A 15,022-nucleotide genomic window follows, 5' to 3' on the forward strand; every position below is an offset into this window, starting at 1 on the left:
TCAGGCCGCCGGCGGTACCGGCGCGGGCGCACCCGGATCGGCCGGCGGCGCGGGCGCACCGGGTTCGCCGGGCGGGGGCGCCGGGGCGGCGGGATCCGCGGGCGGCGCCGGTTCCGGTGCCGGTGCGGCACCCCCGGCGAGCGCCCGGATCGCGGTCAGTGCGGCGTAGCCGTGCACGCCCGGGCAGCTTGTGCTGTTGTAGTCCCGGTGCCCGGAGATCACGGGCAGGTTCGACTGCGTCCCCGCCGCGAACTTGGTGCCGGAGAAGCCCTCTGAGGTCAAGGTCGCCGTACCGGCGGGATTGAGGCCGGCCTTGCCGAGGCGCCAGCGCAGGAACTTGCCGGTCGCCGACACCATCGCCGCGGTCGGCGGCACCTCTTCGAGGTTGCCGATCATCGACACCCCGACGGTCTCCTTGTTGAATCCGCCGGTGTGGGTGCCCTCGACGTTGCGGTCGAGCCCGCCGAACGCGCCCTCGAAGATCTGGCCGTACTTGTCGATGAGCACGTTGTAGCCGATGTCGCACCAGTTCAGGCTGCGCGCGTGGTAGGCGTAGATGCCCCGAACGATCTCGGCGGACTGCTGCGGGGTGTAGTCATTGCTGCCGGCTGTGTGGTGCACGATCGCGCCGCGCATCTGCGGCGAGTACACCGGCTGTGAACAGCGGATGGACTCGTCGGCGCCCCAGGCCTGGCGGGCCACGACCTGCGGTCCGCCGGTCAGTGGTGTGAGCAGCGACGAGCCCAGGCCCAGCAGGCTCTCCGGGCTGATGAGCGTCGCCTTCAGCGTGTTCAGGGCGGTCGTGGCCAGCTTCGTCACCACCGTGCTCGCGGTGCCGACGGCCAGCTGGGCGAGATCGCCGCCCCGGGTCTCGGCGGCCGGGATCGCGAGTCCGTCTTTGCTCGCGGCCACCTGGACCTCACGCGCGTCGCCGACCCAGACCGGCTCGGTACCGACCGGATTCTTCGCGCTGGGCGCCTGTCCGCGCGAGATCTGTTCCAGGACGGTCCACGGTCCCCACTTGCCGTCGGGGTTCTTGGCTCGCAGTTTCAGATCGACGTCGACCGGGCGGTCCCAGGTGAAAGCCACCATCTTGATCGGCGCGTCGCGCACGATGTGCGTCACCGCCGCCCCGACCTCGCGCCCGTCGGCCATCGTGGGTGTCGCCGGCGTCGTACTCGCCGACGGCGAACCGGTCGGGTTGCCGGGCGTCCGCTCACCGCGCGGAACCGGGACCGTCGGGTCGTCGGGGGCCTCCCGCGTCGTCGACGGTGCCCGACGCTCGCCGGTGGGCGCATCGGTGGTGGGGGTTGCCGAGGACTCGGACGTCTCCGACGAGGATGTCTCCGGCACCGACGATTCCGACGTTGATGATTCCGGCGTCGACGACTCCGGCGACGCGGACGGGTCGGCACTCGTCGACGCCCCACCTGCGCCCGGGACGAGACCCTTTGGCAACGGGACGGTCAGATCCGGCAGCGGGAACGCGTCCGGATCGATCGGCGGCAGTTCGACACCCGCCGCGGCGAGTCCGGATGTCGCGACGTCGACGATGGCGGCAGGCAGTTCCCGCAGCGGGACCTGCTCGATCTCGGTGTTGGAGACCGTCTGCTTGTTGTCCACGAGCCGGGGCTCGGACTCGCTCGCGATCACCACGAACGGAGTCGCGACGACCGCGGCGGCGATCGCGGCGAGCGCGATCGAGGGTTTCGGTCTGGGGTAACGCACTCAGGTCTCCTCGCAGGTTGGTCGGACCGCGGCACGCCCGTGGTCTGGGTGTGTGGTCGGGTCCGGTCAGCCGTCGACATCAGCGCAGCCGAAGTCGCCGAAGCGTCATCGACTGTGCTCGGTACGGCGGTCATCGTCGCTGTCGGCCACCGATCGCGACGGCGACACACGCCGCGACCCGGTAACTCGTGATGCTCTTGTTATCTGTGTGACAGAAGTGATCAATGTGTCGACGCGCGTTCATCCGTATGGCATCGAGCCCGGAATCGGAGCGCAACGACATACGAATCCGAGCCGCCGCTCCGGTCCCGGCCGGAGGTCCCTGCCAGAGGTCACGGCGGCCCGGACAACTCGTGATCCGGTTGTGATCCCCTCGGGTTGGTGATCCGCATCTTCGTTCACTAGGGTCACTTAAGTCCCAATCGTCACATCAGTCACAGGCGTTACGGGGGTCGCGACGTTGCGGCGCCCGCGGCTGGTGTCGTCGCGACCGAAGGATGTGTTCAGCAGTGACCAAAGCCCGACCTACACGGCTTCTGCCGAGATGGACGGCGAGCGGTGCGCGGCCCGGACGGGCCCGTAACCGAGCGTTGACCTGGGCCGCGGCGGGGCTGGCGCCCGCACTGCTCGCCGGTGGCCTCGCTGTCGCGGGTTCATCGGAATCGGCCGATCAGGTCGAGCTTTCGGTCGGGTCGACGGTGACGCTGATCGGGCACGGTCATGGCCACGGCCGCGGAATGGGGCAATGGGGAGCGTACGGCTACGCCCGTAAGGGCTGGACCGCACAGCAGATCCTGCGCCACTACTACGGTGGCACCACCGCGGGGAAGGTGGACAGGCCCGAGATCCAGGTGGCCCTCACGGGTCAGGGCTCGGTGAATGTGCACGCGGACGCCGGCATGCGAGTCGGTGGTCAGACGGTGGCTCCCGGGCAGGCGGTCAGCCTGTCCGGGGGCACGGCCACCATCCTCAGCGGATGCGGCGGTGGACCGGTGCGGTCGGTACCGGCCACATTCGTCGAACCTCTCAGCATGGCCCCCAACCGGCCCGCCGGTGAGTTCCTCAAGTTCTGCGGTTCCAACAAGGCCTATCGCGGGGCCATGGGTCTCGAAGGTGGGCGCGTGGTCAACCGCATCCACGTCGACGACTACGTCAAGGGCGTCATCCCACGCGAGAGCCTGCCCGCATGGGGCGACTCCGGTGGCGCGGCGGCGCTGCAGGCGCAAGCCGTGGCCGCCCGTACCTACGCGCTCGCGGCGATCGCGGGCGGCAAGAAGATCGACGACACCCAGAATTCGCAGGTCTACGGCGGCGTCGCGGGCGAGGACCGGCGGACCAACGCGGCCGCCGACGCCACCGCGGGCCAGATCCTGTTGCAGAACGGGCAGCCAGCCTTCACGGAGTTCTCCGCGTCGACCGGCGGATACACCGCGGGTGGCCGTTTCCCGGCGGTCATCGACGAGGGGGACACGGTGTCGCCCAACCACAATTGGACCGCCACCGTCAGTGCGGGCAGCATCGGATCGGCCTTCGGTGTCGGTGCCCTGCGGAGCTTCGAGGTCATCGAGGCCAACGGTCTGGGCGCCGAGCACGGTCGTGCGATCAAGGTGCGCGCGGTCGGTTCCGGCGGAACCGCCGAGGTGAGCGGTGAGGAAGCGCGTACCAAGCTGCAGCTGAAGTCGTCGTGGTTCGCGGTACAGGGTCAGCCCGCACCGCCCCGGATCGTCAAGCCGCCCACCGGTCCGGCGTCGCCCGGTGGCGGTGGTATCGACTTCGGCAGCCTCAATCAGCTCGCCGAGCAGTTCCTGCCCGGCTCGTCGAAGTTCCTCGACATGGCGACATCTGCGATGAACGGACGTTTCGCGGACCTCGGCGGGATCACCGGACCGCTGGGTCAGGTGCTGGGCGTACCGACCCTCACGTCGGACGCCGCGGGCGTCACCCAGCTCTTCGAGAAGGGGATGATGTTCTTCACCCCGGCCACCGGACCGCGGGTACTCGTCGGCAAGGGGCTCGAGCGCTACCAGGATCGCGGTGGCATCCCCGCGCTGGGCTTCCCGAAGCGCGACGCGTTTCGCTGATCGGGGTACCTGGGGGAGCCCTGCTTCACCTCAGCTCTCCGGTCCGGCCTCCACGATCTGGACGGCGACGTCGACGAGCTTGGTGTTGGTGTCCTGGGAGAGCCGTGCGAGCAGCGCGAACGCCTCGTTCGCGCCGAGCCGGTACCGTTCCATGATCATGCCCTTGGCCTGACCGATGATGTCTCGTGAGCTCAGGGCTGTCCTGAGCTGCTCCTTCTCCTGCACCGCCCCCAACGCCGTCGCGGCGTGGGCCGCGAACAGCTCACCCAGTTGCAGCGATTCCATGGTGAACGCGTTCGCGACGGTGCTGTGCAGGTTCAGGGCGCCCGAGTTGTCACCGTCTATGTACAGGTAGAAACAGGCCATCGACCGGATACCGAGTTCGGCTGCAGCCGAGGCGAAGGCGGGCCATCTCGGCTCGGTGCGCATGTCGTGGATGCAGACGGTGAGGACGCCGACTGCCGCGCGCAGACACGGTCCTTCGCCGAGCTCACGCTGCAGCCTGTCCGCCTCGCCACCGAGATCACCCACCATGACCGGTGTCTCGACCGTGTCCTCGGAGACCAGGGTCACGGTTGCATACTCTGCTCCGGGGATCGCGTCGACCGCGAACTTGGTCATGGAACGCAACGCCGCCTCGGTGTCGTCGCTCTCTTTGCGCATCTCACCGGCGATGCGCGTCATCTGCGCGCCGAAGTCCGCCAACTCAGTCATCCTGCCTCCTCTGAGACATCATCCGCGCGCCTCAGCTGGGGCCGACAGCTGAGCGCGGCTTCGAACACACCCGATGTCGAAAAGACCATTATGCCGTACCCCGCGCGGGTCAGACGCCGACTATCCCTTCTCGTTGCGCAACTGAAGTGCCAGGTGACGGTGTCATCACATCCAGCCGGAAGTCCGCGTCCTCGTACTCCGCCGACGTGGTCAACGACGACCTCCGCAGCGCGTCGTGGACCTCGTCCCCGGTCCGCGGATATTCCTCGACCGGCCACCGCCAATGGACGGCCAGAACTTCGCCGGTCGGTGTCAGCGCGTCGGGGAGACGTGCGATGAGGTCGTCGAGGTCCGTGTCATCGAGGTAATAGAGGACTTCGCTGAGGACGATCAGGTCGAAACGGCCGGGCGGCCAATCGGAGACGATGTCGCCGACGCGCACCTCGACCGAGGCGTGACCGTCGAGCCGGCGACGGGCGAGTTCCACCGCGCGCGGGCTGACGTCGGTGCACAGCAGACGGTCGGCGCGCCTGGCCAACTCGGCGCTCAGCACACCGATCGAACAACCGGGCTCGAACACCGTCCCGTATCGGGGGGAACTCAGCGCCGCGAGGGTCAGGGCGTACTTGCGCTGCTCGTACCACCGCGACGAGAAGCCCCACGGGTCATCGCTGTCCTGATACATCTCGTGGAAATAGCTGTCGGGCAGTCCGTTTCGGTCGCCCTCGGTGATGTCGTCGGTCATGCCCTCGCCGTCCTGTTTCTCGCCCGTTCTGTTCTCGCCCGGTCGCGCTGCCCGGCCCGCGCCTGTTCGGCGATGTCCGGTCACCCGAAGACGAACTCCCGGTCGCGGAGCAGCCGGTCCAGGATGTGCGGTCCGAGTACGGCGGCGTCCTCGGATGCCGGTGACAGCGGATGGATCTGGGTCTCGAAGGCCTGCACGGCCGCGCGCTTGGCGGTCGCGACGTCGTCGTCGAGGACAAGGGTCCGCATCCGCTCCCACGGAATCTCCGGGTCGTCGGGTTTCGCCCAGTGCCACATCCAGATCGGGTACATCCAGACCGGGACACCGAGCCGAGCGCCGACACGTCGGGCGCATCGCCCGACTGCCTCGTGGTCGGGATGACCGTCGTGCGCCCACACGGCGAGCAGTGCTGTCGGGATGTCGGGGCTCTCCGTGAGCGTCGCGTCGACGATCGCCTCGATCTCGTCCTCGCGGCTCGCGAGGGTGCCGTCGCCGAGCCCGCACCATCGCGTCGGACCGAGTCCCAGGATCGCGGTCGCGGCGTCCACTTCGGCGTGTCGACGTACTGCCAGCTCGGCAGGGGACAGGGTGGGCGAAGCCGGGTGCGACGCAGAGCCGTCGGAGAGACAGACCGTGACCACCTCGACACCCCGCCGGTGGGCGGACGCCATCACACCGCCGACGCCGAGGATCTCGTCGTCGGGGTGGGCCGCCAGGACGACGAGCCGACGGACGTCCGGCTCGAAGTCGGGCCACGGTCCACGCGCGGCGAACCACTCCTGCCACTCCGATTCCGGAGTGCCGTCCGCCGACGTCGGGGTGGATCCGAAGCGTCGGGTCGACATGGGATCGTCGGTCATCACGACGGCTCCGGTCCCGGACCGGGGATGCGTCCCCCGGTCAGTCCGCCGAGCACCGCGAGGTCCCGGTCCGCGTGGGACTGCCTGATGTAGACGACGAGATCGGCGACCGCCTGCGCGTGGTCGGGGTCGGCGGCGAGCGGGCCGGGGCCCAGCGCGCGACCCATCCGGTCGATCACCGCGGTCGCGATCTGTTCGACGGACCAGCGCACGGCGAAGGCGAGTCGCTTCGACGGCCCGGTCGGGTCGGCGTCGATCTCGCGAGCCGCGGTCTGTAGATGCGCCCACCCGGATGCGAGAAGGGCGTCGACGGCGCCGACATGCATGCGGAGCAGCGGGTCGTCGGTGCGGGAACCGGCGCGGTAGAGCGGTGCCGCGACCTTGCGGGCCCCGCCGAACCAGCATGCGGCGACCCCGATCCCGCCGTGCCAGAATCCGGGCCGGTCGAGATAGTCGCCGGGTTCGCCGATGGCGTCGGCGGGCACTGCGTCGAAGGTCACGGTCCCGGTGTCGGTGTCGCGCATACCCGTGTTGGCCCACCCCGAGCTGTCCGCGGACACCCCCGGGCGGCCGAGGTCGACGGCGAACAGCCGATTGCCGGCCTCGGTGTGTGCGGTGACCAGCGCGTGGGTGCACGAGGTGGCTCCGGAGCACCACTCCTTGACCCCGCTCAGTTCCCAGCCCTGTGCGCCGGGCCGGGCGTCGACGCGGGTGCCGCGCGGCTCGGCGGCCCACACACCCCAGAACTCTCCCGGAGCGGTTCCACCGCCGCAGATCTCCGCGAGGATGGCGTCGGCGTCGGCGTGCGCCTCCAGGAGCCGGCCCGTGCTGATGTCGTCGGAGCAGGCACGGACCAGGGTGGCGAACCGGTCGAGGGTGCGTCCCTCACCGGGGCGGGGGAGCGCGACGGACGGATCGTCGAGGAGTGCCCGTGCCCGTGCGGGCGTCACCCGGCCACCTCGTCGGCCTGGTCCCCGGCGAGGTGCCGCAGGTAGCCGGCGAATCCGTGGCGTGCCCGACCGTCGCACCGCGTCGACGTGCGGACCGGGGCGTGAGCGCCCCGTTCGATGACCGCCCCCGCGGCGTGCAACCGGTCGACGAGATCGACGTCCTCGTCGGCGTCGAGCGCCGAGAACCCGCCGACTTCGTCGTACACCGAGGCCCGGACGCCGAGATTGGCGCCGTGGACGTGGCCGTGTCCGCGATTGGCGTCGTACTCCCGCAGGTACCTCGCGCCGGTCCCCGCCGGCCACCCGTCGAAACCGTCGGGGACCACGGTGCCCACATATGCGTCCGCACCGGCATCCGCGGCGGCGAGGTGTTCGACGAGCCAATCGCGTGGAACCGTCGAATCGGCATCGGTGGTGGCGAACCAGGTGGTGTGCGACCGGGTCGCCGGGGAGTCCGCCGCCGCGAAGCCGGCTCGACGAGCCGCCCCGACACTCCGCACGTCGACGATGACGATCGACACACCTGCCGTGAGCAGCGTCGCGGAGTCGTCGTCGCAGGCGTCGAGCACCACGACCACCTCCACCGGGATCTCCACCGCCGTCGCCGCGGCCTCGAGAGCGTCGAGGCACGCGGGAAGACGTTCGGCCTCGTTGTGGACGGGCACCACGACGACGATGCGCTCGACCGCGTGCGGAGGGGCGTCGGTCTGTTCCCCGGGGGGCCGCGAGAGGGCGGCGGGCGCCCCGTCGTCGGGCGGTCGAACGAACAGCGGCGTCACTCAAACCCCGAACTGGTCACAGGAAAAGGTACGGGCCCGGAGGCTACAGGCCGATGATCGAAACATTACCCGGCTTCCGTGCCAGGCCACGTGGCTCGGAGATTCCTCAGGAAGGGTCCGTTACCCTGAGGACCCGTGGCAACCAGTAGCACTTATGACCTGATCGTCGTCGGCTCCGGATTCTTCGGCCTCACCGTCGCCGAACGGGCCGCGACGCAGCTGGGCAAACGGGTCCTCGTGCTGGACCGACGCGAGCATCTCGGCGGCAACGCGTACTCCGAACCCGAACCGACGACCGGCATCGAGATCCACAAGTACGGGGCGCACCTGTTCCACACGTCCAACGAGCGCGTGTGGGAGTACGTCAACCAGTTCACCGACTTCACGAACTACCAGCACCGCGTGTTCGCACTGCACAACGGACAGGCCTATCAGTTCCCGATGGGTCTGGGACTGGTCAGCCAGTTCTTCGGCCGGTACTTCAGCCCCGACGAGGCGCGGAAGCTGATCGCCGAGCAGGCCAGCGAGATCGACACCGCTGAGGCGCGCAACCTCGAGGAGAAGGCGATCAGCCTGATCGGCCGTCCGCTGTACGAGGCCTTCATCAAGCACTACACCGCCAAGCAGTGGCAGACCGATCCCAAGGAGTTGCCCGCGGGCAACATCACTCGACTGCCGGTCCGCTACACCTTCGACAACCGGTACTTCAACGACACGTACGAAGGTCTCCCGGTCGACGGTTACACCGCATGGCTCGAGAACATGGCGTCCGACGACCGCATCGAGGTGCGCCTGTCCACCGACTGGTTCGATGTGCGTGATCAGTTGCGAGCCGACAGTCCCGACGCCCCGATCGTCTACACCGGCCCCGTGGACCGCTACTTCGAGTATTCGGCGGGCCGACTCGGCTGGCGCACACTCGATTTCGAGACCGAGGTGCTCGACACCGGCGACTTCCAGGGCACCCCGGTGATGAACTACAACGACGCCGATGTCCCGTTCACCCGTATCCACGAGTTCCGGCATTTCCACCCCGAACGGGATTCCTACCCCGATGACAAGACGGTCATCATGCGGGAATTCAGTAGATTCGCCGAGAACGACGACGAGCCGTACTACCCGATCAACACCCCGGAGGACCGGGCGATGCTGACCGCCTACCGGGAACTCGCGCGCACCGAGACTGCCAGCGCCGGCGTGCTGTTCGGCGGCCGCCTCGGAACCTATCAGTACCTCGACATGCACATGGCGATCGCGAGCGCGCTCACCATGTTCGACAACACCCTGGCACCGCATCTGCGTGATGGTGCGCCGCTGGTGGCCGATCCCGCAGGAGCCGAATAGATGACGGTGACTCCCGTGAACCAGTCCGACATCCCCGACGCGGGCGTTGGACCGTCGAAAGCGAAATCCCTTCTGCAGCGGGTGATCTTCCCGCGTGCCGGGGAGCCGCTCGACGTCCGTTCGCTCTATGTCGTCGAGTCCGACAGCAACAACCGCCGGGCACACGCCCCGAGCCGGACCTCGGTGCTCCTCGGCGCCGAGTCCGAGGTGAGCTTCGAAACCTACTTCAACGCGTTCGCCGCGGCCTACTGGCGTCGCTGGAGCATCCTCGACTCGGTGGTGTTGCGGGTCGAGGTGATCGGCACCTGCCGTGTCGACCTGTACCGGTCGAAGATCGACGGGTCGCGGATCGGGATCGGCGGTGACCTCGTCGACACCGACGAAACCGGCCGCGGCGTGGTCGAATTCGAGCTCGATCTCGGTCCCTTCGAGGACGGCGGCTGGATCTGGTTCGACGTCACCACCGACACCGAGACCGAGATCGTCTCCGCCGGTTGGTATGCGTCCGTCGAGGCGCCGACCCCGGACGCGGAGACCAAGCGCGTCACGGTCGGGATCCCGACGTTCAATCGCCCCACCGATGCGGTGAACGCGTTGGCCGCGTTGACCTCCGACCCGATGGTCGACGAGGTGATCGACGCGGTGATGATGCCCGACCAGGGTACGAAGAAGGTGGTCGACGAACCCGGTTACACCGAGGCCGCCGCGGCTCTCGGCGACCGCCTGCACATCTTCGACCAGGGCAACCTCGGCGGTTCGGGCGGGTACGCGCGCATCATGTACGAGGCGCTGCGGCTCACCGACTCGCCCTACGTGCTCTACATGGACGACGACATCGCGATCGAGCCCGACTCGATCCTGCGCGCGCTGGCCATGTCGCGATTCGCCAAGGCGCCCATGCTCGTCGGCGGCCAGATGCTCAACCTGCAGGACCGCAGTCACCTGCACTGCATGGGTGAGGTGATCCGCCGCGACACCTTCATGTGGACCGCGGCGCCCTTCGTCGAATACGACCACAACTTCTCCAAGTACCCGCTGCGTGACCGCGAGAACTCGAAGAACCTGCACCGGCGGATCGACGTCGAGGGCAACGGCTGGTGGATGTGCATGATCCCGCGCGAGTGTGCGGAGCAGATCGGTCTGCCGATGCCGCTGTTCATCAAGTGGGACGACTGGGAGTTCGCGCTGCGCGCGGCCAAGGCCGGTTACCCCACCGCCACCGTGCCGGGAATCGCCATCTGGCACATGGCCTGGAGCGACAAGGACGACGCCATCGACTGGCAGGCGTACTTCCACCTGCGCAACCGGCTCGTCGTCGCGTCGATCCACCATGACGGCCCGATCAAGGGCATCGTCCGGTCGATGACCAAGGCGACCGCCAAACATCTTCTGTGCCTGGAGTACTCCACCGTCGCGATCCAGAACGAGGCGATCCGGGACTTCCTGGCCGGGCCGGATCACATCCGCAGCCTGCTGCCGACCGCGCTGCCGAAGGTCGCGCAGATGCGCAAGCAGTATCCGGATGCGGTGGTCCTGCCGTCGGCGACCGAGTTGCCCCGGACCTCAGGCGAGGCAACACATCTGGGCACTTCGATCCCGCTGAACCCCATCAGCAAGATCAAGGCGCTGGCCGGCGCCGTGGTCAACAACGTTCGTCCGGCCGACCCCCGGCATCACGAGGTGCCGCAGGCCAACTTCCCGCCGATCGAGGCGCGGTGGTTCTCGCTCGGGCGTGTCGACGGCGTCACCGTCACGACCGCCGACGGCCGCGGCGTCGTCTATCGGCAGCGCGATCGCGACAAGATGATCGAGCTCGCGCGCGAACACTTCGCCCTCGTGAAGGAACTGCAAGAGAAGTTCCCGGAGATGAAGCAGCAGTACAGGTCTGCGCACCGCGATCTGACATCGAAGGAGAGCTGGGCGGGTGTCTTCGGAATTGAGTAATCCGTTGGACGATGTCGAGGAGACGGGCCGGGTCCCGGCCGACGACATCCCGCGTCCCCTGAGCGGGGAGGAGAAGGCACTCGTCGCGATCCAGGCCGGGATCGGCGCCCGCCCCGGCGTCCGTCCGGCGGCGCGCGGCCTGTCGCACGTCGGCGAGCACGCGCTGGGCTGGCTCGCGATCTCGGGTACCGGCTGGGCGCTGGCCCGCCGCCGCGGTGACGTCCGTGCGCAACAGCTCTGGCTCGAGGCGGGGGTGGGTGCCTTCGGCGCGCACGCCGCGTCGGTGATCATCAAGCGGATCGTGCGGCGTCCGCGTCCCGCCCATCCGGCCATCGCGATCGGGGTGTCGACGCCGAGCAAGCTGAGTTTCCCGTCCTCACACGCCACGTCGACGACCGCGGCGGCGATCCTCATCGGCCGTGCCGCCGGCTGGGACCCGAAGGTGCTGCCCGCCGTCCTGGTGCCGCCGATGCTCGTGTCCCGACTGGTGCTGGGTGTCCACTACCCGAGTGATGTGACCGCGGGTGCCGCGATCGGTGCCGCGAGCGCAGCGGCGGTCATCGCGGGCGATAAGGTGCTGCTCGAACCCACCCGGAACGACCCGGACCACGGGCGTGCCCGCCGCGCGGCGCGCCTTCTGGCCCGCCTCGGCCTCACGGCCGCGGTACCCGGCGGGCCGCTGCGTCTTGCCGCGTCCCCCGTCATCGCGCGGGTGACACGACACAGGGAGAGTGCATGAGCGAGGAGCCGATCGAGCACGGGAAGGTTCTCGGACCGCCGAAGAACCTGACGTCCGGGCTGATCAAGGCCGTCCGGCCGCGGCAGTGGGTCAAGAACGTCCTGGTGCTCGCCGCTCCGCTCGCCGCGGGCAACATCACCGACGCCTCGGTGCTGGCCTCCGCCGGTATCGCCTTCGTCGCGTTCTGCCTCGCGGCGTCGAGCATCTACCTGGTCAACGACGCGATGGACGTCGAATCCGACCGTAACCACCCGACCAAGCGGTTCCGGCCGATCGCCGCCGGAGTCGTCCCGGTGCGGCTCGCCTACGTCCTGGCCGTCGTCCTGCTCGCCGGCTCGATCGGCATCGCCTTCCTGGCGAACTGGCAGACAGCCGTGGTCATCGCGATCTACCTGGTCATCCAGCTCGGCTACTGCTTCGGCCTGAAGAACCAGGCCGTCATCGACATCTGCATCGTGTCGTCGGGCTTCCTGCTGCGCGCGATCGCCGGCGGCGTCGCGGCCGAGATCGTGCTGTCGCAGTGGTTCCTGCTCGTCATGGCCTTCGGTTCGCTGTTCATGGCGGCGGGCAAGCGCTACGCCGAACTCCAGCTCGCCGAACGCACCGGCGCCAAGATCCGCAAGGCGCTCGAGTACTACACGACCACCTACCTGCGGTTCGTCTGGACGCTGTCGGCGACCGCGGTCGTGATCTTCTACGGCCTCTGGGCTTTCGACAAGGGTTCCGACCACGACACCAACGTCGCGTACGCCATCTCGATGGTGCCGTTCACGGTGGCGATCCTGCGCTACGCCGTCGATGTCGACGGCGGCGCCGCGGGTGAGCCCGAGGAGATCGCACTGGGCGATCGTGTCCTGCAGCTGCTCGCCCTGGCGTGGCTGGTGTGTGTGGGTGTCGCGGTCTATGCAGTCAATTGATGGATCGCCAACCGGTTTCCGGGCGCTGAGCACCGGCCGCAACAAGGTTGCGGCCGTCAGTTTCGTCGTGGGGGCAGTCGTCGTCACCACCTTCTTCGCGATCGGCGCGTGGCAGCGCCGATGGATCGCCGACGACGGGCTCATCGTCCTGCGCACGCTGCGCAACCTCTTCGCCGGCAACGGCCCGGTGTTCAACGCCGGGGAGCGTGTCGAGGCGAACACCTCGACCGCCTGGACCTATCTGCTGTGGTTCTGGGCGTGGATCACCGACGGTCAGCTCGAGTACGTCGCGCTGTGGGTGGCGCTGGTGTGTTCGGTCGCCGCGATCCCGATCGCGATGTACGGCAGCGCGCGTCTGTTCGGGACTCGCGTCGGCGGGCTCACCGGCGACGGCTGGACCCTGCTGCTGCCGTTCGGAGCGGTCATCTACATCGCCATCCCGCCCGCCCGCGACTTCGCGACCAGCGGACTGGAGAACGGCCTCTGCATCTTCTGGGCGGCGCTGTTGTGGTGTCAGCTCGTCGCGTGGGCCCGTCGCGGCCCGCACACGAGCCGTGGGGGCGCGGCGGTGCAGACGAGCCGCAGGGCCGCGGCGGCCACTCTCGCGCTGGCCTTCACCGCGGGACTGGCCCCCCTGATCCGTCCCGAACTGGCGGTACTCGGCGGCCTGGTCCTGTTGCTGGTGTTCTTCGCGCCGCTCGGCTGGAAGATGCGACTGGGTGTCGTCGTGGTCGCGGGCGCGCTACCGGTCGGTTACCAGATCTTCCGCATGGGCTACTACGCCCTGCTGGTTCCCAATCCCGCGGTCGCGAAAGACGCCAGCGGCGCCAAGTGGGATCAGGGCTTCGCGTATCTGACCAACCTCTTCGGCCCCTACGTGCTGGTGCTGCCTGCCGTGCTCGTGATGCTGGCGGGCGTGCTGCTGGTCGTCGGCGGCCGGATGCGGACCACGAGCTCCGACGCCCCGGTCGCCGAGGCGACCACCGACCCAGCCGACGCCGCTGATGCCGACGCGACGGCGTCGTGGTCGTCGCGTCTCGCCGGATGGTCGCGGCGGCTGCAGTCCTCGACCGCGGTGGTGACCGTCGTGGTGCTCGCCGGCATCGTGCTGATCGTCTACTGGACGCGTCAGGGTGGCGACTTCATGCACGGGCGGGTGCTGCTGGTTCCGGTCTTCGTCACCCTGCTGCCGCTGATGGTCGTGCCGGTGACGATTCCCGTGCACGTCGGCGCGGCGTTCCGTCGTCGGTCGCCGAAGGACTCCGACTCGGTGATCTCCGATCCCGTCGGCGACGATCCGGACCTCGGCCCCGTCCCTGAGCCGGCCGCACCCGGGCCGGCGGATCGTCGTCGCGCACGGGCCCAGCTCGTCGGCGCGGTGGCCATGAGCGGCATGTGGATCACCGTCGTCGTGTGGGCGGTCGCCACGCACGCCAACGTCCTGCCGAACGCCGGCATCGACATCGGCCGCAGCGGCATCGTCGACGAGCGTCGCTTCTACGTCACCAACATGGGCAACGAGAATCCGGTGACCGCCGAGGACTACCTCGACTATCCGCGTATGAGCGCGATGGTCGAGAAGATCGACGAGTACCGCGAGGACGGCGGCGTCATCCTGCCGTCGTTCAACTACGACGAGTGGTACGTGGCGCAGCTGCCTCCGGTCATGCCGAAGGGCGCCGAGCGGCAGGTGACCGTCTATTTCCTCAATCTGGGAATGACGAGCATGAACGCACCGCTGGATGTGCGCGTCATCGATCAGATGGGTCTGGCGTACCCGCTCGCCGCGCACACCGAGCGCCTCGAGGACGGCCGCATCGGGCACGACAAGATCCTGCCGAGCGAATGGGTCGTCGCCGAGGCCGGCGCGTTCCCGCGGCGTCCCGTGCTGCCCGGGTATCTCGACGAGGACCTGGTCCGCCAGGCCCAGGTCGCCCTGCAGTGCCCGGAGACCAAGGACCGGTTCGCCTCGTTCGAGGCCCCGTGGTCCTTCGATCGCTTCAAACACAACCTGCGTCAGGCGTTCACCTTCAACAGTTATCGAATCCAGCGCGAGCCGGAGTACGAGATCCAGCGCTGCGGCCTGGAGATGCCCCCGCCGGTGAACCCGCGCTGAGCGTCGCCCACCCCAGCACACGACACCAAGAGAACGCATAGAAAACGCGGGGTCGAACCTGTGGAGTTGCCGCGGAACATCTCGGATCGGTAACGTCCCCGTGGG

The 15,022-nt window shown here is 68.7% G+C and carries 12 protein-coding genes; 6 read left to right on the forward strand and 6 right to left on the reverse strand.

Annotation, left to right across the window (positions count from 1 at the left end; genetic code table 11):
- The gene (locus KTR9_RS01770; RefSeq protein WP_014924954.1) at window positions 1-1,728 is read right to left on the reverse strand and encodes a peptidoglycan recognition protein family protein; all 1,728 of its coding nucleotides are present in this window, start codon (window positions 1,726-1,728) and stop codon (window positions 1-3) included.
- A gap of 497 nt (window positions 1,729-2,225) precedes the next feature.
- Here KTR9_RS01770 and KTR9_RS01780 point away from each other — a divergent pair, with 497 nt between their 5' ends.
- The gene (locus KTR9_RS01780) at window positions 2,226-3,809 is read left to right on the forward strand and encodes a SpoIID/LytB domain-containing protein (RefSeq protein WP_014924955.1); all 1,584 of its coding nucleotides are present in this window, start codon (window positions 2,226-2,228) and stop codon (window positions 3,807-3,809) included.
- Between the two features lie 30 nt (window positions 3,810-3,839).
- Here the strand turns inward: KTR9_RS01780 and KTR9_RS01785 are convergent, their stop codons facing one another.
- The 5 genes from KTR9_RS01785 to KTR9_RS01805 form a co-directional block, all read right to left on the reverse strand.
- Window positions 3,840-4,523, reverse strand: coding sequence for a GAF and ANTAR domain-containing protein (locus tag KTR9_RS01785; protein ID WP_014924956.1), 684 nt, complete (start codon window positions 4,521-4,523; stop codon window positions 3,840-3,842).
- A gap of 109 nt (window positions 4,524-4,632) precedes the next feature.
- Window positions 4,633-5,268, reverse strand: coding sequence for a class I SAM-dependent DNA methyltransferase (locus KTR9_RS01790; protein WP_014924957.1), 636 nt, complete (start codon window positions 5,266-5,268; stop codon window positions 4,633-4,635).
- Window positions 5,269-5,348: 80 nt separating this feature from the next.
- The gene (locus KTR9_RS01795; protein ID WP_014924958.1) at window positions 5,349-6,128 is read right to left on the reverse strand and encodes a PIG-L deacetylase family protein; all 780 of its coding nucleotides are present in this window, start codon (window positions 6,126-6,128) and stop codon (window positions 5,349-5,351) included.
- Window positions 6,128-7,078: an acyl-CoA dehydrogenase family protein gene (locus tag KTR9_RS01800; RefSeq protein WP_014924959.1), complete on the reverse strand. Its 951-nt coding sequence runs from the start codon at window positions 7,076-7,078 to the stop codon at window positions 6,128-6,130. The genes KTR9_RS01795 and KTR9_RS01800 overlap by 1 nt, the downstream gene beginning before the upstream one ends.
- Complete coding sequence (locus tag KTR9_RS01805; RefSeq protein WP_014924960.1) at window positions 7,075-7,857, reverse strand: glycosyltransferase; 783 nt, start codon at window positions 7,855-7,857, stop codon at window positions 7,075-7,077. The genes KTR9_RS01800 and KTR9_RS01805 overlap by 4 nt, the downstream gene beginning before the upstream one ends.
- Window positions 7,858-7,992: 135 nt before the next feature.
- Between KTR9_RS01805 and glf the strand changes: the two genes are divergently transcribed.
- The 5 genes from glf to zomB are packed head-to-tail and all read left to right on the forward strand — an operon-like array spanning window position 7,993 to window position 14,917.
- On the forward strand, window positions 7,993-9,201 hold the full coding sequence (gene glf, locus KTR9_RS01810) for a UDP-galactopyranose mutase (protein WP_010844445.1): 1,209 nt from the start codon (window positions 7,993-7,995) through the stop codon (window positions 9,199-9,201).
- Window positions 9,202-11,145, forward strand: a complete 1,944-nt coding sequence (locus KTR9_RS01815) for a glycosyltransferase (protein ID WP_010844446.1) — start codon at window positions 9,202-9,204, stop codon at window positions 11,143-11,145.
- The gene (locus KTR9_RS01820) at window positions 11,126-11,884 is read left to right on the forward strand and encodes a phosphatase PAP2 family protein (RefSeq protein WP_014924961.1); all 759 of its coding nucleotides are present in this window, start codon (window positions 11,126-11,128) and stop codon (window positions 11,882-11,884) included. Before KTR9_RS01815 ends, KTR9_RS01820 begins: the two co-directional genes overlap by 20 nt.
- Window positions 11,881-12,801 carry a decaprenyl-phosphate phosphoribosyltransferase gene (locus KTR9_RS01825; RefSeq protein WP_014924962.1) on the forward strand — a complete coding sequence of 307 codons (921 nt, stop codon included), beginning with the start codon at window positions 11,881-11,883 and terminating at the stop codon, window positions 12,799-12,801. Before KTR9_RS01820 ends, KTR9_RS01825 begins: the two co-directional genes overlap by 4 nt.
- Window positions 12,788-14,917 carry a flagellar motor control protein ZomB gene (gene zomB / locus KTR9_RS01830; protein WP_014924963.1) on the forward strand — a complete coding sequence of 710 codons (2,130 nt, stop codon included), beginning with the start codon at window positions 12,788-12,790 and terminating at the stop codon, window positions 14,915-14,917. The genes KTR9_RS01825 and zomB overlap by 14 nt, the downstream gene beginning before the upstream one ends.
- Window positions 14,918-15,022 lie beyond the last annotated feature (105 nt).

This window comes from Gordonia sp. KTR9, from assembly GCF_000143885.2.
Taxonomy (GTDB): Bacteria; Actinomycetota; Actinomycetes; order Mycobacteriales; family Mycobacteriaceae; genus Gordonia.

What these genes read in the sequence shown, in the direction of transcription:
- KTR9_RS01790 (WP_014924957.1), bottom strand. Translation starts at nt 5,268, where the DNA reads ATGACCGACGACATCACCGAGGGCGACCGAAACGGACTGCCCGACAGC.
- KTR9_RS01815 (WP_010844446.1), top strand. Translation starts at nt 9,202, where the DNA reads ATGACGGTGACTCCCGTGAACCAGTCCGACATCCCCGACGCGGGCGTT.
- KTR9_RS01780 (WP_014924955.1), top strand. Translation starts at nt 2,226, where the DNA reads ATGTGTTCAGCAGTGACCAAAGCCCGACCTACACGGCTTCTGCCGAGA.
- KTR9_RS01785 (WP_014924956.1), bottom strand. Translation starts at nt 4,523, where the DNA reads ATGACTGAGTTGGCGGACTTCGGCGCGCAGATGACGCGCATCGCCGGT.
- zomB (WP_014924963.1), top strand. Translation starts at nt 12,788, where the DNA reads ATGCAGTCAATTGATGGATCGCCAACCGGTTTCCGGGCGCTGAGCACC.
- KTR9_RS01825 (WP_014924962.1), top strand. Translation starts at nt 11,881, where the DNA reads ATGAGCGAGGAGCCGATCGAGCACGGGAAGGTTCTCGGACCGCCGAAG.
- KTR9_RS01795 (WP_014924958.1), bottom strand. Translation starts at nt 6,128, where the DNA reads ATGACCGACGATCCCATGTCGACCCGACGCTTCGGATCCACCCCGACG.